The following is a 24,993-nucleotide window of genomic DNA, read 5'->3' on the forward strand; positions in this document are numbered from 1 at the left end:
ACAATAAGATTGCTTCACTGCGCTAGTAATGACGAAAATTTATAAGAATGACAAATAGATACAACAGACATATTATTTTATCGGAAATTGGTGAAGCGGGCCAAAATAAAATTTCAAACGCCAAAGTTTTAGTCGTTGGTGCTGGCGGTTTGGGCTGTCCTATCTTACAGTATTTAGCAGCAGCGGGTGTTGGTACTTTGGGCATTATTGATTTCGATGTGGTTGAAACATCGAATTTACAACGTCAAATTTTGTTCGGCAACGCCACTTTAGGTCAGAATAAAGCCTTGGCAGCCAAGCAACGTTTGGAAGATTTAAATCCTGAAATTTCCATTACTGCTTACGCGGAACAATTAACCTACCAAAATGCTGTCGGTTTGTTTAAAAATTACGATATTATAGTAGATGGCTCCGATAATTTCGAAACCCGATATTTAGTGAACGATGCCTGCGTTATCACCAACAAGCCATTGGTATTTGGTGCGATATTTAAGTTTGAAGGTCAGCTTTCGGTGTTTAATTATAGTAATGGGCCGAGCTATCGTTGTTTGTTCCCCAGCGCACCAAAAAAAGGTAGCGTACCCAACTGTTCTGAAATTGGTGTTTTAGGTGTCCTTCCCGGTATTATTGGAAGCATGCAAGCCAACGAAGCCCTGAAAATTATTTTAGGAATAGGTCATCCGCTTTCCGGAAAACTACTTTGCTACAATGCGTTGACAGCACAATCACATGTTTTGAAAATCAGTAAGTCGGAAAATGAAATTTCAAAAGTTTTAAATGAAAAGGACCATTTCAGCCAAAAGCGAATGGAAGAAAATTGTGCCATCCCAAATGTTGAATTTTCAATTCAGAATATTTTAGAAAAAAACAACATTCAGGTTATTGACGTCCGAGAACCGCATGAACTTCCAAAAGTCGCAAAGTTAGAAGTGACCAACATTCCGTTAAGCGAATTAGAGCACAGCCTTGAAAAATTAGATTTAAACAAAGAAAAGTTTATTTTTTGCCAATCGGGCATTCGCAGTAAAAAAGCGGTTTCGATGCTAAAAACTTTGGAAATAGACCATTGTTTCAGCATAAAAGAAGGCGCACCAGAAATCAATAATTATTTAAAAACACAGTAAAAAACCACGACAAATGTCAGATAAAAAACCAAAAAACGTATTTAAAGAAGGCGCTATTTCTTCAACATTTATTGGAGAATCCATTGCCAAACACCAAACCAAAACCAGTATTGGTGCCCACAACATATTTTTAGGCCAGGTTCGTGCTGATGATATTGACGGCAAAACCGTTTCCGCTATAGAATATACAGCTTATGAAGACATGGCCAATAAGAAATTCCACGAAATCAGAGAAGCTGCTTTCGATAAATTCGATATGACATGCATGCACATATACCATAGTTTAGGTACGGTAAAAGCTGGAGAAATTTGCCTGTTTGTTTTTGTGTCGTCACCACGTCGCAAAGTCGTTTTTAATGCTTTGGAATATATAGTAGAGGAAATTAAAGCACACGTTCCCGTTTTTGGCAAGGAAATTTTTGAGGATGAAACACATCAATGGAAGAAAAACACATAAGTTTTTTTGTTTAATCGAGGAATTGTTTAATAGTTGAACTGAAAGCAAATGGCATATAAATTTTCATTTGAAAAATTGAATGTTTGGATAGATTCTAAAGAGTTTATAAAGCAAATATACCTTATTACGAAAACCTTTCCTGACGAAGAAAAATTTGGCCTAATCAACCAACTAAGACGTGCTTCAGTTTCCATTGCTTCGAATTTAGCAGAGGGTACCTCCAGAAATACAAACAAGGACAAAGCACATTTTACAACCTTAGCATTTAGTTCCTTAATGGAAGTATTAAACCAAATAATCATCTCAAAAGACCTAGGCTTTATAAAGGAAAGTGTTTATCAAGAATTAAGAAGTGAAATTGAAAAAATTTCCAATAAGCTAAATGCTTTACGAAAATCTCAGTTAAACAATTAAACGATTCATCAAATCCACACAATTATGGTAGATATTACACATAAAAACACAACATTACGAATTGCCTTAGCGCAAGCAGTCATCAAGGTGAGCAAACCCGAAACCATCGAGGCGATACAGAATGACACCGTACCCAAAGGCAATGTTTTTGCCATGAGCAAAGCCGCTGGACTTTTGGGTGTAAAGCGCACTCCTGATATTTTGCCCGACTGCCACCCCTTACCTATCGAATTTACGGGTGTGGAATATGAAATAAATGGTTTGGAAATTGCCGTGCTATTCACAGTAAAAACGATTTACAAAACAGGCGTTGAAGTTGAAGCTATGCACGGCGCCAGTGTTGTCGCACTGAATATGTATGATATGCTGAAACCCATCGACAAAGGCATTGAAATACACAGCATAAAATTACTCAACAAAAAAGGTGGCAAGTCTGATTTTAAAGACAGTTTTAGAAAAGATTTAACTGCTGCCGTTGTAGTTTGCAGCGACACCATTTCTGCGGGCCACAAAGAAGACAAGGCTGGGAAAGCCATTATAAAAAAATTGGAAGAATGCGATGTGAAAGCTTTAGAATACGTTATTATTCCTGATGAAAAAGACGTCATTACCCAAAAAGCAAAAGCTTATAAAGAACAGGGTGTCGATATGGTAATTTATACGGGCGGAACTGGGCTTTCTGTTCGGGATGTTACGCCAGAAGCCTTATTGCCACTTTTAGACAGACGCGTTCCTGGCATTGAGGAAGCTATAAGAAACTACGGCCAACAACGCATACCCTACTCGATGCTGTCGCGTAGCATTGCCGGCACCATGGGCAACACACTGGTTTTAGCTCTACCGGGTTCAACCAACGGAGCCAAAGAGTCAATGGATGCCATTTTTCCATCGGTTTTGCATCTATTTAGGATTTTAAAGGGTGCAAGACATGATTAGTTGTTAGTTGTTAGTTGTTAGTTGTTAGAACGAAAATAAATGAAGAAGGATTTAAAAATATTAGAAGATAAATTTGGCAGGGAGCACACCTATTTGCGTATTTCGCTTACCGAACGTTGCAACCTGCGATGCACCTATTGCATGCCCGAGGAAGGCATTCCGTTGTCACCAAAAAGTCACTTAATGACTTACGAGGAAATTTACGATATCGCCAAAACCTTTGTAAAACACGGTGTTAATAAAATTAGATTGACAGGCGGAGAACCCTTGGTTAGAAAAGACCTTCCCGTTATTTTAGAAAAATTGGCCACCCTTCCCGTGGAGCTTTCCATAACTTCGAATGCGGTGATTATCGATAAATTTATTGATGTTTTAAAAACGACCGGTGTCAATAAAATTAACGTTAGCCTAGATTCGCTCGATATAAATAAATTTAAACACATTACCCGCCGCAACGATTTTAAAAAAGTTTATGACAATATTTTACTATTGGTAAAAGAAGGCTTTACTGTTAAAGTGAATGCCGTTTTAATGAAAAGCTTCAACGATAATGAAATTATCAATTTTATAAAATTCACTAAAGATTTACCCGTTTCGGTTCGCTTTATTGAATTTATGCCTTTTGATGGCAATAAATGGGATATGAGCAAAATGGTGAGCTATGCTGAAGTTATGAAGCATGTGAACAGTGCATTCTCTAAAAACGATATTGTCCGATTGCAAGACGCTCCAAACGACACATCAAAAAACTATAAAATAAAAGGTTATAAGGGCAGTTTTGCAGTTATCAGCTCCGTTACCAATCCGTTTTGCGATTCCTGCAACAGACTGCGTTTAACGGCCAACGGACAATTAAAAAACTGTTTGTTTTCTTCTTCAGAATCTGATTTATTGACATCTTTCAGAACAGGAAAACCCATTGAGCCCATCATTAAAAAAGCGGTTCTAGCTAAATTAAAAATGCGTGGGGGCATGGATACACTTAAGAAATTAAAAGAACCCAAGCGTCATAACAACAACCGTAGCATGATTGCTATTGGAGGCTAACTAAACCTGTTTATTCAATACTTTTTTTTCAAAACTACTTTTGGGCGCTTCGCATAGCGAACATTCGTATGTTGCAGGTAAATCTTCAAAAGGCGTGTTAGGTTCTATGCCTTGAGTAACATCGCCATAAGCCTTGTTATAAACCGTCAAACATTCTGAGCATTGGTGCACTTCTTCTTCAACAATTTCCTTTAGTGGTTTTGAAATTTCCTCTTCAGTACGTTCATTTCCTAATTGCTCAAAATACAACTGACTTAATTCCATTAACAAACCAGGCAACTCTACCTTATCGACATCCTGAACATGTAAAATATATTTACGGGTATTAGGGTCGAAATTTTTGGCATACAAGAGGTTATAAGTATCTCGTATTTTAAAATCGCCAATAGCTTCTGGTTTCTTATTTTTTTCGATAACAATTGATGTAAAATTATAGGTATCGCTATCAAAACTGGTTATTCCAAAGGTTAGACCGTAAGTACTAATATCATTTTGGTCGAAATTAGTCACTAAGTATTTTTTCAAGTTAAGCGCCTCTTTGTCGTTCACTGGTAAATGCCAATTCATTTCTAACATAGAATGGCGCACATTGATGCCGAATTTCCCCAAAAACTTTTCCCATTGCAGCTTCGATTTTAGAGGAATCCCCTTAACAATAAAAGATTTCCAGGGTGTAATGGATATTTTACCAATTTTACTATCTGAACACAAATCGCACATAGCTTTCAAGAACTTTAAATCATAACGGTTGTTCCGCCAATAAAGCCCAAGCCAATACCTATCGGTTCCAATTCGGTTCATCCCTTCGTAATAAGGAAATGGGTAAAACGGCACATCTAAAGGTTTATCTACCGTACGGTTGTTGGTGTCAACAGCATCACTAACCAGTTCAAAGAGGGTTTCAATATTTTCTGGTTCTTCTTGCAAAACATCCTCAATGGCATGTTCTATTTTGTCCATATCCCAACTGTAAACCAATGCTGGGTACATTACTGTTTTTTTCCACTCAGGTAGCCTAACGTAAAGGTACCAATAGTCTTCGTGCTCCGAAGCTATAAAATTTACATTTCCTGTAAACAAAGGTACCAAACGCTGCTTGGGATCTGTAACATTAATACGTAATTTAGGTTTGTGCTTAAACTGCTCGATAACGTACAAATACCTGTCACTGGTAAGCCATGATGTACTGGGTAAAATCTCAGCAGACACATATGACGATGCAATGTTTTCTACACCATCTCGTTTGGGTTTTACAAATTTTATTTTGTCGAACTCATCAAACTTACTTTCATCAATTTTTTCCGGGAAAATAATATCTTGGCGAGACCCAAAAGATATGGCATCTAAACCAAGTGCCTCTGCCGCTTCACAAATATATTTAAGCTCGCCCGGTGAAAGCACACCGCCGTTTATTCTTAATCTGTATGGTTCTTCCATTATGCTAATACTTTTGAATTATGAAGGATTTCCCTAACCTCTGTTTTACAACTTCCACAGCCTAATCCGGCGCCCGTTTTATTACACAACTCTGTAAAATCGGTACAGCCCTTTGCTATGGCTTCTTCAATATTTCCGGCCCCGACTTGGCTACACGAACATACCAATTTACCTATTACGGGTTCGTTATTTGAAGCGCCCCTCAATAAGGTGTTTCGCTTTTCGGCCATTTCAATTTTACTCTCTATCATGGTTTTAAATTCGGCAAACTCGTTTTTATCGCCCATTAAAACCGCTCCAACCAATAAGTCGTCTTTTACGATGCACTTCTTATAATAGCGCTTTTTAATATCGGTAAATATGATTTCTTCATAACTATCGTCATTCTCAGGAACATTTATTTCACCAATGCTACATAGATTTAAATCATTGAATTTTAAAATGTTCATCAATACTGAACCATTATACGAGCAACTGATGTCGCCTGCAATAAAGTTAGCTAAGATATTGGCCTGTTCTTCGGCAGCCGATGTAATGCCGAACAATTGATTATTAAATTCAGCGATTTCACCTATGGCAAAAATATTGGGGTGCGACGATTGCAAATGTTGGTTAACCTTAACGCCCCTACTACAAACAATACCATTTTCTCTGGCTATTTCAACATTTGGAATGGTTCCAATAGCATAAACAATAGCATTAGCGGTTATAAACTTTCCACTCTTTAAGGTGATATTTAATTCGCCAGTATCCTCATCGTCAAAAACCGTACTCACCTCATTATCGAAGTAAATTTGGATACCGCGTTCTTGAACATCCAAGGCCAATAATTTACTAGAAACCTTGTCTAACTGCCGCTCCATTAAACGCGAACCACGCTGCACAATCGTTATCTTAACGTTTTTATGTTTCATGGCCGCTGCCAACTCTAGCCCGAGTAAACCACCTCCAACAATAACTACATGTTGCTCTTCGGGCGGTAATCCGGTAGCATCTAAATATGCTTTAAATTCATCAGCATCTCGTTTGTTTCGCATCGTGAAACGCCCCGGTAAATCAATCTGAACGTCTTTTGGGATAAAAGCCCGACTTCCCGTAGCAAGAATCAGTTTATCGAAACTATGAGATTTGTTGTTACTATCGGTAACGCTTTTGCTCTGCTTATCTATCTCGGTAATGTAAGTTTCTGGATGACAATGGATATTAAGCTTGGCCAACTCCATTTGTTTAATCTTCAACAACTGCTCCCAACTTAATTCTTCTGTTACATACTCGGGCAACAATACGCGGTTATAAAACAAATTGGGTTCTTTTGAAAACACATGTATTTCATCGGTTTCATTATACTCCCTATAGTTCTGAACAAATCTAAAAGCCGCCGCGCCAGCTCCAGCAATGATTATTTTTTCTGCCTCTTTTTTATATTTTGAAACCGAAACCCGTGTAAACTTAAAATCTGGTTCTTTTGAAGTTGGGTCTACATGCGTATTGGTTAAATTGTTAGCCCTATTTAAATCGCTTTGAAGCTGTTTGCCCCAATGCATGGGCAAAAACACCACGCCCTTTTTAATATCGTCGGTGACTTTTGCACGTACTCTAACTATACCATTTTCACTTTTTATTTCGGTAATATCGCCGTCTTTTATCTTGTTCAAATACGCATCAACAGGGTTGATTTCGAGAACAGGCGTAGGGTAATGTGTTTTTAGCCGTGATACTTTACCTGTTTTGGTCATGGTATGCCATTGGTCGCGAATTCTTCCGGTTGTCAATACCAAAGGAAAATCATCATTAGGCTGTACTGATGTATTTTTTATATGGCTAGGTAAATTGAACTGTGCTTTTTTTGACGGCGTATAAAACTGTTTATCTTCAAAAAGCCTCGGCGTTCCTTTGTGTCTATATTCCGGTACTGGCCATTGGAACGTTCCTTCGGTTTTTAACCGTTCATAATTCAAAAAAGAAACATCAATGTTTGTTCCCTTTGTCATCGAGGCATACTCATCATATATTTCTTCCGAACTGTTATAGTTGAACCCCCTAAAGCCCATTCTACGAGCGAAATCGCAGAATATTTCAACATCCGGTCTTGCCTCTCCCGGTGCGTTTATTTCTTTGGGTAAATATGAAATTCTACGTTCCGAATTCGTCATAGTACCTTCTTTTTCCAACCATGCAGCAGCCGGTAAAACCAAGTCGGCATGAACGACCGTATCCGATTTATGGGAAATATCCTGAACTACGACAAACTTGGCGTTTTTCATGGCCTGTTCAATACGGTGTGAATTTGGCATGCTTACCAATGGGTTGGTACAAGCTATCCAAACAGCTTTCATTTTACCGCTTTCAAGTGCATCGAACATTTCGGTTGCTGTCAATCCTGGCTTTGGGTTAATTTTATCAACCCCCCAAAACTGAGCAACTTCGCGACGGTGCTCTTCATTCATCAAATCTTTATGTACCGCTAAAAGATTCGCCATCCCTCCTACTTCACGACCGCCCATGGCATTGGGCTGCCCGGTCAATGAAAACGGCCCCGAACCTGGTTTTCCAATTTTCCCAGTAATCAACGAAAGGTTGAGCAACGACACATTTTTATCGGTACCCACAACACTCTGGTTAAGTCCCATGGCCCACATACTGATAAACCCTTTTGAAAGCCCTATAATATCCGCCGCCTTTCTAATATCCTTTTCAGGAACACCACATAATTTTGAGGCTTGCTTTAAAGAAGTTTTAAAAATCAACTCTTTGTAATTGTCAAAGCCCTCAGTATGTTTATTTATAAAATCTTCATCAATCAAACCACGCTTATACAAGCATCTTCCTATGGCATTGTAAAGTATAACATCAGTTCCTGGAAGTAATTGCAAGTGTAAATCTGCAAAGTTCGCCGAATCTGTTTTACGGGGATCTACCACAATAATTTTCACATCGGGATTTTCCTCTTTGCGCTTTTCTATTCTTCTGAATAAAATAGGGTGACACCATGCGGGGTTTGCTCCAGTTATCAAAAAACAATCGGCCAATTCAATATCTTCGTATGAAATAGGCACACTATCTTCCCCAAATGTTTTCTTGTAACCTACAACGGCCGAACTCATACATAAGCGCGAGTTGGTATCGATATTATTAGTGCCCAAAAACCCTTTAGTAAGTTTATTAGCTATATAATATTCTTCGGTTAAACTCTGTCCAGATACATAAAAACCTACGCTATCAGGACCATGTTTTTTTATAATGGATTTAAAAACACTTGCCGCTCTATCTAAGGCATCGTCCCAGCTCACACGCTCACGCGGGTGCGAACGACTCCAACGCATTTCGGGATATAAAATCCTATCGGAAACGTCATTGGCCACATAATGCAGGTTCATGCCTTTTGAGCATAGCATGCCCTTGTTTACAGGGTGGTCTTTGTCGCCTTCAACAAAAATTTTGTCATTATTGTCTTTTTTAACCACAATACCACAACCTACACCACAATAAGAACATGTTGTTTTTACTTCGTTTTTTACCATTTAGACAAACATTTTAAATAAAAAGATTCTTTAACTAACATTAAAAAATCAATAATTGTATTAACGTCCCCATTTTCTTTATTGTAAAATTAAGTATTTATACTTAATTTTTATACATATAAATAAGCAACCATTGAAAAATACAGTATTAATAATTACACATGAATGATTTTATCGATTTACCAAAAAAAAGCGAAATATTCATTTCGTTTTTTATCACAAAATTCATTTTTTACGACATAAACCACTTTTTAATCTATACTTTTCTCAAATTTATTGACCAATTGAGGTGTTGCTTTATTAACCATTCTTTGTACAACCCTATGCATCCAGATTAAACAAATTGCCGATAGTAAAAACATTAAAATCCAACAACTCGACCAAAGGCCCGTACCCTCTAAAAGGTAACCGAATATTATTGGACAAAAGAAGCCTCCCAATCCACCTAGAACACCAACCATACCACCTACAACACCAACTTCTTCCGGAAAGTAATCCGGAATATGTTTATAAACTGCGGCTTTACCTATCCCCCAAACAGAGCCTATAATAATGGCTATAATTGCAAATATCCAAAGGTTTGCTTGAAAATATATATGCGTTTTTCCCTCTGCAATCAATTCTTTCTTTTTAACCATATCACCTTTTTTCACTACGGCTTGTTGCCAAGATTCTTTAACAGGAAAAATATTGAAATCGTTTTCAAGAGATGCCAACTTATCGGTTTTACCTTTAAGCGGATACTTTTTTCCTTCCAATTCAATATAAGTTGATGTTACATCGGTAACCACTCCAGAAGATTTAGCCATTACACCTTTGCCAGCAGCATAAATATCCATCCTTGGAATAATTAGAGTAGCACTAAAAACTAATGAAGCTCCAAGCACCCAATACATCACTTTTCGAGCTCCGAATTTATCGGACAACCACCCACCAAAAGCTCTAATAACACCGGACGGTAAACTAAAACATGATGCCAAAAGTCCTGCGGTAGCTAAATCCAATGCATATACATTAGTGTAATATGGCACCAACCAACCAGCAAAAGCAACAAAACACCCAAAAACCAAAAAGTAATATAATCCAAATCTCCAAACACGCACACTCTTTAGCGGCTGCATCATACCAGCTAAACTCTTGGTACTTGATGCTGGTTTTTTATTTTTTGTTGAAAAGAAAAACACTATAGCCATGAGCACTAAAAAAGCAGCATAAATCTTAGGCATATCCCTCCATCCTTCAAGGTTCGTCTTTCCATCGGTTAGAACATCTAAAAGTTTAGGTCCAATTAAAGTCGTAATGGCCGCACCGGCATTCCCGGCACCAAAAATGCCTAAAGCTAAGCCCTGCTTTTCTTTAGGAAACCAAATTGATGAAAAAGCTATACCTACTGCAAAACTAGCCCCCGCAATACCAAATCCTAAACTACAGAGCGCGAACGACCAAAATCCATTAGCAAAAGACAACAAGTACATAGGGACAGCACAGAGTAGTAAAAGTCCCGTGAAAACAGGTTTACCACCCAATTTATCGGTTAAAACACCTGCTGGTAATCTAAAAATTGCACCGGTTAACACGGGGATACCTATTAGCCAACCTATTTCTACAGCACTCCAGTTAAATACTTGATTGTCTACTAAAAAAGTTACCAATATTCCGTTCAATAGCCATGCAGCAAAACAAAACGTAAAAGATAATGTATTAATAAACAACGTTTTGTTAGCTCCTTTTGTCACTTTCATTACTATATAATTTTTAGGTTTATAAATTTTAAAAAGACAGAAACCCTATGTTTTCCTAGAGCAAAACTAAGTATTTATACTTAATTTTAAACCTAAAAAATTAAGTATCTACGTATTTATATCAGATTGATAATTTCGAGTGATAATTTTTGAATATTTAATAAAAAATGAAAGAATTACATCCAAAAATAAATGAAAAAAAGACAAATACTACATAGCAAAGCACAGCGTAACTTAAAACAAAAGCTTTTTAAATAATATCACACCTGTTTACTTAAGCAAGTTGGCATAAAACTAGACCAAATCGTACTCTTTTGCTTTATTAGTGAGTTCCATTAAATTTTTCACCTCAAGCTTTTTCATGAGATTAAAGCGATGCACTTCGGCGGTTCTCTTGCTGATTTGTAGCTCTTCGGCTATATCTTTATTATTTTTCAATTGAAGTACTAAATCAAGAATTTGCTTTTCTCGCCTCGTTAACTTAAAAGGCATTTCTTTAGGCTCCTTTTTGGAGATTTGGGTGGTCGCGGTATTTGTATTTCCATTTACAAAGTTATTCATGATTATGGCAGACACGTCTCCTGTAAAATATTTACCACCCGAAGCCACATTGTTCAGAGCTTTTAAAAATTCTTCCTTGCTAGCCCCCTTTAGCAAATAACCATCAGCCCCAGCTTCAATGGCCTTAACAACATATTCTTCAGAATCGTGCATGGACAATACTAACGTTTTTACATCCTTATGACGTTTATTAATTTCACCAACAACTTCGATTCCATTCATCTCTGGCATTCTAATATCGACAATCAACACGTTTGGCTTGTTCTTTTCCACTATCTCTAAAGCCTCTTTTCCATTGGAAGCCTCATCGATTACAACAATACCTGATTGATCCTCTAGAAGCGCCCGAATACCATCCCTAACCAAAACGTGGTCATCAGCAAGAATTACATTAATAACGTCTTTCATAATATTTTAATTTTATTTAAAGTGCTGCCATTACCAACACATGAAATTTTTATTTCCGTAAAACAAAAATAAGTATTTTCTAAAAAAGTAAGTATTTTTAATTTATTGGGATATTAAGAGTTACACGCGTCCCACTACCTACCTCAGAATTAAGGAACAAGCGCCCTCCAATATAGTTTATACGTTCGCGCATAAAAGTCATTCCCATGCCGCCATCGCCATTCTTTATTTTTTTCACTTTTGAAGGCTCAAAGCCCTTCCCATTATCGTCAATTACAATGCTCAATATGTTTTGGCTATGGGACAATGCCACGATAATATGCGTTGAATCGGCATATTTTATGGCGTTATTTATGGCCTCCTGAACAATCCTATAAATATTTATTTCGGCTAACGAATCTAACCTTTGATTGAAATCCGTTTTATTAAAAACCACAATTTCTTTTCCAGTAAGCCTGGTCAACTCCTGGGTCAATTTGGCTATTGCAGGTACAATACCGTGGTCTGTTAACTCTGGCGGTGTTAAATTAAAAGTAGCCGTACGTACGCCTTTTATTATATTTGATGTAAGCGCTTTTAAGTGCTCTATTTTAGCGGTTGCCTTTTCTACATCTTTGGCATCGATACTTTCCAAATTATATTTTAACCCCGTTAGCATTTGCCCAATACCGTCATGGACATCTTTGGCAATTCTATTTTGTTCTTTTTCTTGGTTTTCAATTATTTTACTGGAAATTATTTTTTGTTGGCTCATTTTCTCCTCAAAGCTCTGTTTTGTAAGCCGTTCTATTTCCAATTGCGCTTTTTTACGCTCTGTAATTTCCGATGCTATTATTAGCAACTGTGACTTATCTTCTGTTGGGCTAAATGGAATTATAGCCATTTCTAGCCATACATCTTCGCCATTTTTGGTTGTTGCCTTAACCTCACCTTGCCAACCTGTTTTTTTATTTTTGGAAATGATGTCTTCAACGGCTAGTTGTTCGTTTTCAACCGTTGAGAGCACATTCCAAATCAGTGTATTTTTACCAAATTTTGAAAACTTAAACAATCTTGAAAACTTGTTACCCATGTGTACCAATTGGCCATTGGGCAAAATTCTAGCGAACAACAAGGTTTCGTCCATCGCATGACTTAAAGCCCGCAATTCTTTAATGGATTTCTCTTTTGAAATACTTAGTTCATCAGCATCCTTGGCCATTTTTTTGGCACGCTGTTCTGCAGATAACAACTCAGCCAATGTATTTTTTACACTTTTAGCCGTAGGCCAGAAAATAAACATAAATTCACCCAACAGGATGAGTAACGTAAAGCCCATTAGCCAAATCTCGAGGTCTCGGAGCCAATCCACTTTTTTATCAGCTTCAAAATCATATTGATTTACAATATCATCCATCATGGCAAGAAAATCGTCTTCGTTAGCCTTTACCTTTTCTATGTCAGATTGAAAAGCACTAACAGGCAAAGGTGGTACATTCTCGATTTTTTCTATAATGGACTTTGTTGCATTAGAAATGGTATCGAAAACCGGGTTTAAAGCCTTAAACTTTTGTGTAACCACTTTACTATTTTCTTTTGGCAGCCCCAAACTGTCGTTGCCATGTTGAAGTGCATGATGCGAAACTTCCCAAATATGTAGGGTTTCCTTAATCTTATCTTTTAGCAGCAACCTTTTTTCTGAGACAGGTTCTGCTGAAAGAGAAACCACATCTTTTGTTAGTTTTTGGCTTAGCATACGCTGCCTACCGGCCACATTAATTACCGAAGAATCGCTCTGTTGGTCGTTTAGGTGATTTCGTATAAGAATTTGACTAGCAATAACCGAAACAGCAATGGCACTTAAAGCTATTACGTATAAACGGCTTAATTTATTAAACGTACGTTGGTCTAATGAATTACCGCTTTTTGCCATTTGTTTTACTATTTAGGATATCGCCTGTTTTACGAGTGCCAAACCTTTTTCCGAAAAGGGCAATTTTAGCGCTTCCGCATGCCCCTTATCAGACATTTTAACCCAGGTTTTTTTTAAAATATCAATTACTTTTTCGTCTTCGTGTTTTTGGGCAAACTCCTCAAAATAATAATCTAAAAAAACCAAACAAATGGTATCTTCCAACGCTTGGGACTCTTCATTTTTCTTTATGAGTTTTTTGTTTATTAAAAACGAAACACGCTCTATAAACTGATCGTCATAACCAACTTGATTCAATATCTCGGCAGTTAATTCAGCATGCATTTTTTTTAAGGTTTCTCGCCATTTTAAATACCCCACGCGGTCCATTGGATATTCATCCCTGGCAATTTTCCAACGACAAATATGCTGTGCGCGTGCTGCAATTTGCAATGCTTTTGAAGCGTTAGGCTCAAACCGCAAAAGCTTCCGGGTCATACGCTGCGAATACAACAGTTCTTTTGGATATTTTATACCAAAAACATCGTAAGTATTGGTATCTTGACGGTTTTTTTCATCTATTAAAGCTATGGCGGTTTCAAATCTGGTTGGTTTCATAATGCTGTATTTTGTACTAATCGTTAATCCGAAAAGCCAATATACACATTTCCTTTTTCAATTTTAACAGGATAAGTTGCAATTTTTAAATCCTCGCCACCAAGGTTACTTCCGTCTTCCAACGAAAAATTCTTTTTGTGCATGGGACAGGCCACTTTAGGAATACCATCTTTATCGCCTATCATACCTAAGGACAGAACCATTTCCATTTTATGCGGACACAAATTTTGCGTGGCGTACCACTTGCCCGTTCTGGTAAAATTATAAACCGCTATCTGCTTGGTTTTGTACTTTATACAAGCCCCGCTATTTTGTGGAAAATCTTCAATCAAACCTACTTTAAACCACTCTTTTACATCTGGTTCGGCCACCGTTTTGTACTGTTCTAAAATATCTTGCATAATTACAATGTGTTGTTTTTTTAAACTTTTTTGTGTGCTACCTTAGGGTCAGGCTTTATTTTTTAATTCCAAGCTTTAGGCATTTTTTGCTCTCGCAATGGTACAAACTCCAAGTTGTCATCAGTATCATCTGAGTTCACAAAATGCTTAAAGCGCTTCATCATTTCAGGGTTTTCAATGGCTTGTTTCCATTCACACTCATATTTCCCAATAAGGCCTTGCATTTCTTTTTCAAGATCTTCAGCAATACCTAATGAGTCCTCAATAACCACTTCTTTTAAGTACTCAATACCGCCTTCCAATTTATCTAACCAAGGGGCCGTTCTTACCAAAGGTCCGGCGGTTTTAATATAATACATCAAGAACCTATCTAAGTATTTTATGGCAGTTTCGTCATCCAATTGCTCTGCAAAAAGCACGGCATGTTTTGGCGTGGCACCACCATTTCCGCATACATATAAATTCCATCCACCCTCAACGGCTATCAATCCAAAATCTTTACCTCTGGCCTCAGCACATTCCCTGATACACCCTGAAACTCCACCTTTTAATTTATGTGGCGAGCGCAATCCTTTGTACCTGTTTTCAATCTCTATGGCAAATGATACACTTTCGTGCATACCATAGCGACACCATGTAGAGCCTACACAACTTTTAACCGTACGCAACGATTTTCCGTAGGCATGGCCACTTTCAAAACCGGCATCAATCAATTCTTTCCAAATTACTGGTAATTGGTGTATTTGTGCTCCGAATAAGTCAATACGTTGTCCGCCAGTAATTTTTGTATATAAATCGTATTTTTTGGCAACTTCACCAAGAACAATTAAATGCTCTGGAGTAATTTCGCCACCCGCAACCCTTGGCACTATTGAATACGTACCGTTGCGTTGGATATTGGCCAAAAATCGATCATTGGTATCTTGTATAACCGGTTGTTTATTTGGCGTCTCCATAGTAATGGTTGCAAATATAGAGGCCAATGCCGGTTTACAAATCTCGCAACCATGCCCTTCACCAAATAAATCAAGTGCCTCTTCGTAATCGGCCACGCCATTGACTTTTATCAAATCGTAAAGTTCTTGACGGCTAAAGCTAAAATGTTCACAAAGTTCTTCTTTAACTTCCTGCCCAAGTGATTTAAGCGTTTCGTTAACCAAATCGACCACCATAGGTTTACAACCGCCACAACCCGTAGTTGCTTTGGTTTTTTGGATAACATCCCCCAAGTTTTTGCTATCGCCATCGGTTATCGAGCAGCAAATATCGCCCTTGGTAACACTCTCGCAAGAACAAACCTGCGCAACATCTGGAATATCCAACACACTTCCAAACGAAGAATCGCCCTCGCCGCGTGTACCAATCACTAATTCCTCAGCATCTTCTGGTATGGGTAATCCATTTAGATAAATTTGATGGAACATATTATAATCACTGGCATCACCTATTAGTATTCCTCCAAGCAATTTTTTTCCATCATGACTAACATTTATACGCTTGTAAAGGTTTTTGGTTTTATTCTCAAAAATGATTGAGTACCCTTTCTCAACAGGCATAAACGGCACACCATAACTTGCTACATCAACACCAATCAACTTCAGTTTTGTTGACATATCGATATCATCATCCATCACCACATCCGTATTACCTATAATTTGGTTGACTGCAACATCGGCCATATCGTAACCCGGTGCCACTAAACCGTAAATCATCTGGTTGAACAAGGCTACCTCACCAATTGCAAAAATTTCCGGGTCTGAAGTTTGCATCTTATTGTTTACCACAATACCACCTCGCGTACCCATTTCAAGACTACAGGTTTTTGCCAACTCATCTCTTGGCCTAATACCAGCAGAAACAACAAGCATTTCAACATCTATCTTGTCATACTCGCCAAACTCCATTCCAGTAATAGCCCCATCTCCCAAAATTTTATTGGTAGCTTTTGAAAGGTGAACGTTTATCCCAATAGACTCTATCTTTTCCTGAAGTACTTTACTACCTCGTGTATCTAATTGCCTAGGCATCAATTTAGGAGCAAACTCAACAACATGAGGCTCAAAGCCCATATCCATAACTGCTTTCGCTGCTTCTAAACCTAATAAACCACCACCTAAAACAGCCGCTTTAATTTTTTCGTCGCGTCCCTGTTGAATTTTATCGGCATAGGCTAACATGTCTTCCAAATCCTCGATTGTTCTGTAAACAAAAACACCTTTTTTCTCAATGCCATCAATGTTTGGAACAAAAGGCGAAGACCCTGTAGCCAAGACCAAATAATCATATTTATAATTGATATCTTTTGAAGATGTAACTTTTTTGGAAGACCTATGGATATCGGTAATCCGCTCGTTGGTTATAAGCTCAATACCGTGCTCCTCATACCACTCTCGTGGCGCCATTTCCAGCGCTTTGGCATCTTTATTCCCAAAGTATTCACTTAAATGAACCCTATCATAAGCTGGCCTTGGCTCCTCACCAAAAACAGTAATTTTAAAATTCTTACTTTCTGGTTGCTCTACTAATTTTTCGCAGAATTTGTAGCCAACCATACCGTTTCCAACTACAATAATTTTTTGCATATCTAAGTATTTATTAAGCAAATCTAAGTATTTATACTTAATTTAATATGCGTTTTGCTTATAAATTTTACTAAGTAGTCAAATTATTGTCATTTTCTCAAATTGAAATAAAGATAATTGCTTTTTAATAAATTAAACGGTTTGGATTTTACCGAAACCCTAAATAACCTCAATACTTATAGCCACACTCTTTGACGCAGGAGTTTTAGCGGTATGTGCAAAACTATTTAACGGAACCAAAGGGTTGGTTTCTGGAAAGTACGTGGCGCAGCAATTTTTGGGAATGTCGTAGCCAACAACTTTAAAATTCTTAACAAATCTTGTTTCGCCATCATAAACCGATTTTAAATGAACCGCTTGACGTTCTTCCAATCCACGGACTTTCATATCTTCAGGATTCATTAAAACAACACGTCTTTCATTAAAAATTCCACGATACCTATCGTTTAAGCCATAAATAGTCGTATTAAATTGGTCGTGGCTTCGGATGGTCATCATCATTAATTCATTTTTCTTTAGCTTCCAATCGGGTAATTTATTGATAGAAAAGTTAGCCTTTCCCGTTTTGGTCTTAAATTTTCTAACACGGGCTCCGTTAGGCAAATAAAACCCTGCTGGTTCTTTAATACGTTCGTTAAAATTATTGAAACCATCAACAACATCGGCAATATCGTCGCGTACTAAATTATAATCGTCCTTATAAGCCAACCAATTTATTTTAGAACGCCCCTTTAAAGTAGCACTCGCCACACCACAGACCACTGCCACCTCGCTAAGCAATGATTTTGAACACGGCTCTAAAACCCCATTAGTGGAGGATACGATGCCCATAGAATTCTCCACAGATTGAATTTGAAGTCCTGTTTTTTGATAATCTTTTTCTGTGCGCCCTAAACAAGGTAGAATGAGCGCCTCTTTACCCGTTACTAAATGCGACCGGTTTAATTTTGTACTAACGTGTACCGTTAACTTACAATTGGCCAAAGCTTGTGCCGAATAATACGTATCGGGAACCGCTGAAATAAAGTTTCCACCCAAACCAAAAAAGACTTTGGCCTTGTTTTCATACATCGCCTTTATGGCATCAATCACCGAATATCCATGATTATTACTGGGTTTAAATCCGTATTTGGTTTCAATTTTATCTAAAAAAGCCTGCGGAGCGGCTTCCCAAATCCCAACTGTTCTGTCTCCCTGCACATTAGAATGGCCGCGCACCGGGCAAGTACCTGCCCCCTCCTTGCCAATGCTCCCTTTTAAAAGCAATAAATTTACGAGCTCCCGTATGTTATCCACAGCGTTTTCGTGCTGTGTCAAGCCCATAGCCCAGCAGCAAATAATTTTGTTGTTATTCAGTATTAAATTGAAAACCTCATCAAAAATTTCGCTTGAAACTCCCGATGATTTCAGACAGTCTTCAAAATTATAAGTTTTTAAATCTGAAATAAAAGCATCCAAACCATGCGTATGCTCTTCAATAAAATCCTTATCGAAAACATTCCCCAATCGTTCTTCCTTTTCTAAAAGCTTCAACAAAATAGCTTTTGTAAAAGCCACATCACCATTAATTGTAATTGGCACATGCACATCGGCTATTTGTGTTCCTCCTGTCACCATCTTTAACGGGCTTTGCGGGTTGGTGAATTTTATTAAACCAGCTTCGGGCAAAGGATTTATGGCTATAATTTTACCACCGTTTTTTTTACATTTCTCCAAAGCTGTGAGCATTCTAGGGTGGTTGGTTCCGGGGTTTTGCCCAATAACCATAACCACTTCGGCTTTGTGCAAATCGTCCAATGTTACCGACCCTTTACCTATGCCTAAAGTCTCTGAAAGCGCCTTGCCACTCGCTTCGTGACACATATTGGAACAATCGGGTAAATTAGATGTACCATATTCGCGCACAAACAACTGATATAAAAAAGCGGCTTCGTTGGTTGTTCTTCCTGAGGTATAAAATACAGCCTCATCGGGAGAGTTGAGCGCAATTAAATGCTCTCCAACCTTTTTAAATGCTGATTCCCAAGAAATGGGTTGGTAATGTGTAGCTCCTTTTGCTAAAAACATGGGCGCTGCCAATCGCCCAGATTTCCCTATTTCGAAATCGGACCAACCGGCTATTTCATCTACTGAATGTTTTTTAAAAAAATCGGCTCCAATAGTTTTGTTCTGGGCTTCCTCGGCAATTGCCTTTATACCGTTTTCACAATATTCGCCCAATGACGACCGTTCATCATCGGGGTCTGGCCATGCACAACCTGGACAATCGAAACCACCTTTCTGATTGATTTTCGTTGATAATTTAAAAGCGGCGGCTGGATTCATGTATTTAGAAACGTGTCCGGCAGCAGATTTTATAGCCTTGAAACCTGCAGTATTTTCAGCAGGTTTGGTAATCCTTAAATCTAAAAAGACTTCGGGTGTTTTGGCTTTATCTTTAGAGGACAAACTCATGCTTTATCTTTTTTGTTTTTGGTTTCTATGGCCTTTTCGTAATCTTCTTTTAAATCGATGTCCATGTTAACAAAAGGAGCGTCCAAAATTTGAACGCATACGTTATGCGCTTCCAAAACTATTTTTGCTCCCTTGTCGCCTTTTAAATCTGCTAATTCTTTAAAATAATACTTATCAAAAACCACAGGCACTCCTTTTTTTCCATCTTTATAACGAGTCGCCAAAATTTGCTTTTTATTAGGCGTAAAAGAATTTATCATCTCACTCAAATACGTTGATGTTACAAAAGGTTGATCTGCTAAAATAAACATTATGCCATCTGGCCTAGGCTTCCTATCCAAAAAAAATAAAGTCGCCTTAGATATTGACTTACTCATCCCTTCTTTCCAGCGCTCGTTCTTAATAATAGTTATTGGGTATTCTTTAAGTTGGGGGTTAACAATATCGCTATTAGCGCCTAAAACTACTGCACTGGTATTAGCCTTAACACTTAAAACTGTACGAATAACATGTTCAACGAGGGTAACATCGCCCCAAGGGAGCAACTGCTTGACTTTTTCCATACGACGGGAAGCACCAGCCGCCAAAACAACTATGGCTATGTTAGGGGATGGTTTTTTCATGAAGTGAGTTTTAACTTTCATGAATCTTTCCCGATTTTTTACTCAAAGAAATCGTATCTCGTTTTCGAGTAACCGCCAGTATTTCTGAAATGATAGAAACAGCAATTTCTTGTGGTGTTTCGGAGCCTATATCAATACCTGCAGGTCCGTGGATATTATCTAAAAAACCACTATTTATTTCAGGACAATATTCAATAAACTGGGACAATAACTCTTCCTTACGTTTTGTTGGACCAAGAATACCAATATAAACCGGCACAGTATTTTTCAAGGTTACCAAATAACGAAGATCCTTGGCAAAATTATGGGTCATTACCACCAAAGCGGTTTGATTATCTATTAACAATTCAGAGGCTTCCTCTGGCGAGATAGTAAAAAATTCATTGGCACCAGGAAAATTTTTAATGCTTTTACTTTCATTATAACCAGAGACTACTGTTACTTCCCAACCTGTTAATGCTGCATATTTACATAGCTGAACAGCGTCGTGCTCTGCCCCAAGAATCACAAGTTTAAAACAAGGTGGCATATGCTGTTCAAAAACTGATAAATTTGGTTGCTCTACATATTTTAAATCTATCCCTTGTACTGAAAATATTTTATTATTTAAAGTAACGAACGACCCTATTCCAGAAACACATCCAGCCGTTTTACTAAAAAAAGAGCGAACGTGAAATCCATTTCGCTTTTTTAGACTCTCGAAAAACATTTCTTCGAAATCAGGGTTTGGTTGGAACAGTTCCAAGAGTATATACAATACGCCTTCGCACCCCAAACGATACTTACCATCATAAGTCATTATTTTAGGGTTTCCCGTTTTAAAAACTTCTTCCGATTGTAATACTATTTCTTTCTCCACACAACCTCCACTAACAGCTCCAACCATATCTCCGTTTTCAAGAACTAGCATTCTTACACCCGGCCTTCTGTATGATGAACCATCTAAAGCCACCACAGTTGCAAGCACAGAGCGAAGTTTATTTTTTTGGGCTTTGAATGCTTTGGAAACAATTTTTTTAAATTCGTGCGTCATTTATTCGTTGCATTTTAACCTAAAATAGGTTCAGACACCATAAATGGCTGATTGTAATATCGCTTTCCAGTAGCTTTATAAAGTGCATTTGCTAAAGCTGCTATGGCGGGCGGAAGTCCAGGCTCACCCAATCCTGTTGGATCAATTTCGTTTTCTACAAAAAACACCTCTATTTCTTCAGGAGCTTGTGAATGACGTATCATTTGATAACTATCAAAATTATTTTGTACCGGCGAACCTTTTTCAAAAGTTAACTGACTATACATAGCATGACCAATACCATCAATAACACCTCCTTGAATCATGTTTTTTGCCGCATCAGGGTTTATTACAATACCACAATCAACGGCGCACCAAACTTTTTTTACTTTGGGTTGATTATCCTTTAAAACAACATCTACCACCTCAGCAACATAAGAATTATGACAAAAATAGGCGGCAACTCCTCGGTAAACCCCAGGTTTAACTTCGCCCCAATTCGATTTTTCTTTAACCAATTTTAATACACCTTCATAACGCTGAGCATCGTAATCGTTCTTTTCGCCTACAGGATTATTTTTTGCTTGCTCAAACAACTCTAACCTAAAGTCAATAGGGTCTTTTCCCGCCAATTCAGCAACCTCATCTAAAAATGCCTGCTCTGCTGCAGCCGCAAAATGAGATCTTGGTGCACGCCAGGCTCCTGTTGTAATGTTGGTATTTCCTTTTATTGATGCTGCTTGATAATTCTCAACAGTACCCGCAGGAAATCGATTTGAAAATATGGCAGGTGATGGCAAACCGGTTCCCTTAACCGAAAAAGCAATCAATCTATTATTTTCATCCAAACCTGCCTTGTAAGTTGATAAATAAGCAGGGCGATATATTCCCTTAGTCATATCATCTTCTCTAGTATAGATAAGTTTTACAGGAGCACCTATCTTTTTTGAAATGGCCGCAGCTTCGACACCAAAATCCGTATATAACCTTCTACCAAACCCACCTCCTATTCTAGTCATATTTACGCTAATATTTTCAACTGGTAAATCAAGTAATTTAGAAACCGCATTTTCTAAACCTCCGGGAGTTTGTGTAGGTCCTATTAATTCAGCAGAGCCCTCTGTTACGTTGGCAAAGAAATTCATAGGCTCCATGGTATTGTGAGCCAAAAACGGGGAACTATAAGTGCGCTCAATCACTTTTTGGGCTTTACTGAATGCAGCATCTGGGTTACCATCTTTTCTGTCTATTTTAATCTTTTTTGATGACAAACCCTCTTCCATTTGCACCCTATGCATTTCGGAATTTTCCAGTTCATTAACCACTTCCCAATTGGCCTTTAAGGCTTTTTTGGCCTTTATGAGCTGCCATGTAGAATCTCCAATAATAGCAATATGTTGATGATAACCGTTTTTACCAGAGTCGTTTGAGTTATTAATTGAAGTATCTATAATAAATGCATCACTAACTCCAGGCATTCTTTTTATTTCCTCCTCATTAAAACTCTTGATTTTCAATCCAAAAGCAGGCGAATGTTCAATCATAGCCAATTTCATGCCCTCTCTTTTAAAATCAATACCAAATTGAGGTTTTCCTGTTACTATTTTTAAGCCATCAACATTTTTTTTGCTATGACCTATAATCTTAAAATCTTTAATGTTTTTCAATTCAACTTCCTCGGGAATTTCAACATCAATGGCTTTTGATGCTATATCTCCATAACCTATGGTTCTTTCACCATTTTTTTCTTTTATAATCCCTTGAGAAACCGTTAAATCTGCTACCGGAACCCCCCATTCTTTTGCCGCAGCTTCCAAAAACATTCTTCTTCCCGTAGCTCCAGCCATGCGCAGTGCATCCCAGCCCCTCCTAATAGATTGGCTTCCTCCTGCGAACTGATTGTTATAAAAACCGTTATTTAGAGGTGCTTGTTCTACCATTACATTGTTCCAATCTACATCCAACTCTTCGGCAACAATCATGGGCATTGATGTTCTAACGTTTTGTCCAATTTCTGGGTTTGGCGAGTAAATAGTCACCAAACCTGTGTCGCCAATCTTTATAAAGCCGTTTATTTCAAACCATTCATTTGGAATGGCTATGGTTTCTTTTATATTTTTATCAGAAATGCAACCCGTAAACCAACTAAACCCAATTAGCATACCACCTCCGGCCGCTGCAGATATCTTCAAAAAAGAACGACGATTATATTGTGTTTTTACTTTTGTCATGATTTCTGAAGGTTTAAAGTTTAGAAGCCGTTTTGATGGCTTGTTTTATCCTGATGTACGTGCCGCATCTACAAATATTCCCATTCATTGCAGTATCTATATCCTCATCTGTTGGATTGGGATTATCTTTTAAAAGTGAAGAAGCACTCATCATCTGACCGCTTTGGCAATACCCACATTGCGGCACATCGTGTTCTAACCAGGCTTGCTGTACAGGATGGCTTCCATCCTCTGAAAGTCCTTCGATTGTGGTTATTTTTGAATCTCCAATTGCAGAAATACGCAAGAGGCAACTCCTTACGGCTCTTCCATCGAGATGAACGGTACAGGCACCACACATGCCAATGCCGCAACCATATTTGGTCCCCAGAAGGCCTATATGGTCACGTAAAACCCAAAGTATAGGGGTATCTGCATCGACAGTTATAGAATAGGATGTATTGTTAATACTTAAATTATAAGAAGGCATATTTATATATATTTATTTAAAGTGTTGGCAACATCAAAAATAGATATCAAAACAATCCCTCTAAAAATACAAAAAAATATAGCTGATATAGTATTTTGAAAATTTTTAATGGTTTAGCATAAACTCAAGTGCCTTTTGCTCATTATAATAAACATTATTTTTATCAACAAACCCTGCATGACCACCATATTTAGGCATTTCCAAATAAAGATGTTTATTTTTTTTGGCTTCCTTTACAGGGTAACATTCTGGGGATAAAAATGAATCGTTAAGCGCATTAATTATTAAAGTCGGCACCTTTATATTGTTCAAAAATTGTAAACTACTACTCTTTTGGTAATAGTCTTGTGCGCTTTTAAATCCGTGTGCCTTAGCTGTATAAACTGTATCGAAATCGCTCAAGGTTTGTATTGATTTTAAATCTTCAGCCGTGAGTATTTCAGAGTACTTTCCTTGTTTTAATTTCAGTTTTTTAACCAAGTGTTTTAAAAATCTATCATGATACAGTTTGTTTTTAAAAGTATGTAAAGCTTTTGCCGACCCTGTCAAATAACATGGCACCGAAACAGCAACTGAAGCTTTTACTTGAGGCGGAACAGCATCACGCTCACCTAAATATTTTAATATAATATTGGCTCCCAAGCTAATACCTTTCAAATAGATTTCGGAATAGTTTTCAGCCTTTAAAATATGCTGTATTACGGCATCTAAATCCTCAGTAAAGCCAGAATGGTAACTGCTAAATTTTAAGTTATCTTCACCACTGCAACCTCTAAAATTCACACAAACGGCATCCACACCATGCTCATTAAAAAGTTTTGCTGTTCCAGTCATATATGGACGTTGACCATTACCTTCCAACCCATGGAGCAGAATGATGAGTTTTGAGGTTTTCGCTTTGGAATGACTCCAGTCTAAATCCAAAAAATCGCCATCTTCCAAGGTAATACGTTCGCGCTGCTGCTTGATAGAAACCCTTCTTATTAATCCAGAATAAACCGTTGATATAAATCCGTTTTTAAAATAAAAACGCGGTTTGTAAGTTGAATCAATTATTGGCATAAA

Annotated in this window: 19 protein-coding genes; 5 read left to right on the plus strand and 14 right to left on the minus strand. The window is 37.7% G+C overall.

Annotation, left to right across the window (positions count from 1 at the left end; translation table 11 throughout):
- The first annotated feature begins 47 nt into the window (after positions 1-47).
- Genes GSB9_00971 through moaA form a run of 5 tightly spaced genes read left to right on the plus strand, consistent with a single transcriptional unit; the run spans position 48 to position 3,978 of the window.
- A complete protein-coding gene (locus GSB9_00971) occupies positions 48-1,124 on the plus strand; it encodes a HesA/MoeB/ThiF family protein (GenBank protein UKM64423.1) in 1,077 nt (358 codons plus the stop codon).
- Positions 1,125-1,137: 13 nt separating this feature from the next.
- Positions 1,138-1,581 carry a molybdenum cofactor biosynthesis protein MoaE gene (locus tag GSB9_00972; GenBank protein ID UKM64424.1) on the plus strand — a complete coding sequence of 148 codons (444 nt, stop codon included), beginning with the start codon at positions 1,138-1,140 and terminating at the stop codon, positions 1,579-1,581.
- A gap of 48 nt (positions 1,582-1,629) precedes the next feature.
- Positions 1,630-1,995, plus strand: a complete 366-nt coding sequence (locus tag GSB9_00973; protein ID UKM64425.1) for a four helix bundle protein — start codon at positions 1,630-1,632, stop codon at positions 1,993-1,995.
- 24 nt (positions 1,996-2,019) lie between these two features.
- Positions 2,020-2,931: a bifunctional molybdenum cofactor biosynthesis protein MoaC/MoaB gene (gene moaCB / locus GSB9_00974; GenBank protein ID UKM64426.1), complete on the plus strand. Its 912-nt coding sequence runs from the start codon at positions 2,020-2,022 to the stop codon at positions 2,929-2,931.
- A 39-nt stretch (positions 2,932-2,970) separates the two neighbouring features.
- Positions 2,971-3,978: a GTP 3',8-cyclase MoaA gene (moaA, locus tag GSB9_00975; protein UKM64427.1), complete on the plus strand. Its 1,008-nt coding sequence runs from the start codon at positions 2,971-2,973 to the stop codon at positions 3,976-3,978.
- Here the strand turns inward: moaA and GSB9_00976 are convergent, their stop codons facing one another.
- From GSB9_00976 to GSB9_00990, 14 genes are all read right to left on the minus strand, one after another.
- Positions 3,979-5,415 carry a rubredoxin gene (locus tag GSB9_00976; GenBank protein ID UKM64428.1) on the minus strand — a complete coding sequence of 479 codons (1,437 nt, stop codon included), beginning with the start codon at positions 5,413-5,415 and terminating at the stop codon, positions 3,979-3,981.
- The gene (locus GSB9_00977; GenBank protein ID UKM64429.1) at positions 5,415-8,936 is read right to left on the minus strand and encodes a molybdopterin-dependent oxidoreductase; all 3,522 of its coding nucleotides are present in this window, start codon (positions 8,934-8,936) and stop codon (positions 5,415-5,417) included. The genes GSB9_00976 and GSB9_00977 overlap by 1 nt, the downstream gene beginning before the upstream one ends.
- A gap of 251 nt (positions 8,937-9,187) precedes the next feature.
- Positions 9,188-10,678: an MFS transporter gene (locus tag GSB9_00979; GenBank protein UKM64431.1), complete on the minus strand. Its 1,491-nt coding sequence runs from the start codon at positions 10,676-10,678 to the stop codon at positions 9,188-9,190.
- 294 nt (positions 10,679-10,972) lie between these two features.
- Positions 10,973-11,647 (minus strand): response regulator transcription factor, encoded by a 675-nt coding sequence (locus GSB9_00980; protein ID UKM64432.1) that lies wholly within the window; start codon positions 11,645-11,647, stop codon positions 10,973-10,975.
- Between the two features lie 97 nt (positions 11,648-11,744).
- Positions 11,745-13,559: a type IV pili methyl-accepting chemotaxis transducer N-terminal domain-containing protein gene (locus GSB9_00981; GenBank protein ID UKM64433.1), complete on the minus strand. Its 1,815-nt coding sequence runs from the start codon at positions 13,557-13,559 to the stop codon at positions 11,745-11,747.
- Positions 13,560-13,571: 12 nt separating this feature from the next.
- Positions 13,572-14,156, minus strand: a complete 585-nt coding sequence (locus GSB9_00982) for a DUF4202 domain-containing protein (protein ID UKM64434.1) — start codon at positions 14,154-14,156, stop codon at positions 13,572-13,574.
- A 23-nt stretch (positions 14,157-14,179) separates the two neighbouring features.
- Positions 14,180-14,557, minus strand: coding sequence for a nitrite reductase small subunit NirD (gene nirD / locus GSB9_00983; protein ID UKM64435.1), 378 nt, complete (start codon positions 14,555-14,557; stop codon positions 14,180-14,182).
- Between the two features lie 62 nt (positions 14,558-14,619).
- Positions 14,620-17,139, minus strand: coding sequence for a nitrite reductase large subunit NirB (nirB, locus tag GSB9_00984; GenBank protein ID UKM64436.1), 2,520 nt, complete (start codon positions 17,137-17,139; stop codon positions 14,620-14,622).
- A gap of 159 nt (positions 17,140-17,298) precedes the next feature.
- A complete protein-coding gene (locus GSB9_00985; protein UKM64437.1) occupies positions 17,299-19,593 on the minus strand; it encodes an FdhF/YdeP family oxidoreductase in 2,295 nt (764 codons plus the stop codon).
- Positions 19,590-20,216: a nucleotidyltransferase family protein gene (locus tag GSB9_00986; GenBank protein UKM64438.2), complete on the minus strand. Its 627-nt coding sequence runs from the start codon at positions 20,214-20,216 to the stop codon at positions 19,590-19,592. Before GSB9_00986 ends, GSB9_00985 begins: the two co-directional genes overlap by 4 nt.
- A 10-nt stretch (positions 20,217-20,226) precedes the next feature.
- Positions 20,227-21,249 (minus strand): XdhC family protein, encoded by a 1,023-nt coding sequence (locus GSB9_00987; GenBank protein UKM64439.1) that lies wholly within the window; start codon positions 21,247-21,249, stop codon positions 20,227-20,229.
- Positions 21,250-21,263: 14 nt separating this feature from the next.
- Positions 21,264-23,459, minus strand: a complete 2,196-nt coding sequence (locus tag GSB9_00988) for a molybdopterin-dependent oxidoreductase (GenBank protein UKM64440.1) — start codon at positions 23,457-23,459, stop codon at positions 21,264-21,266.
- Between the two features lie 13 nt (positions 23,460-23,472).
- On the minus strand, positions 23,473-23,928 hold the full coding sequence (locus tag GSB9_00989) for a (2Fe-2S)-binding protein (GenBank protein UKM64441.1): 456 nt from the start codon (positions 23,926-23,928) through the stop codon (positions 23,473-23,475).
- Between the two features lie 105 nt (positions 23,929-24,033).
- Positions 24,034-24,990, minus strand: a complete 957-nt coding sequence (locus GSB9_00990; GenBank protein ID UKM64442.1) for an alpha/beta fold hydrolase — start codon at positions 24,988-24,990, stop codon at positions 24,034-24,036.
- Between the last annotated feature and the right edge of the window lie 3 nt (positions 24,991-24,993).

Source organism: Flavobacteriaceae bacterium GSB9 (assembly GCA_022749295.1).
In the GTDB taxonomy this organism is placed as follows: domain Bacteria; phylum Bacteroidota; class Bacteroidia; order Flavobacteriales; family Flavobacteriaceae; genus Flavisericum.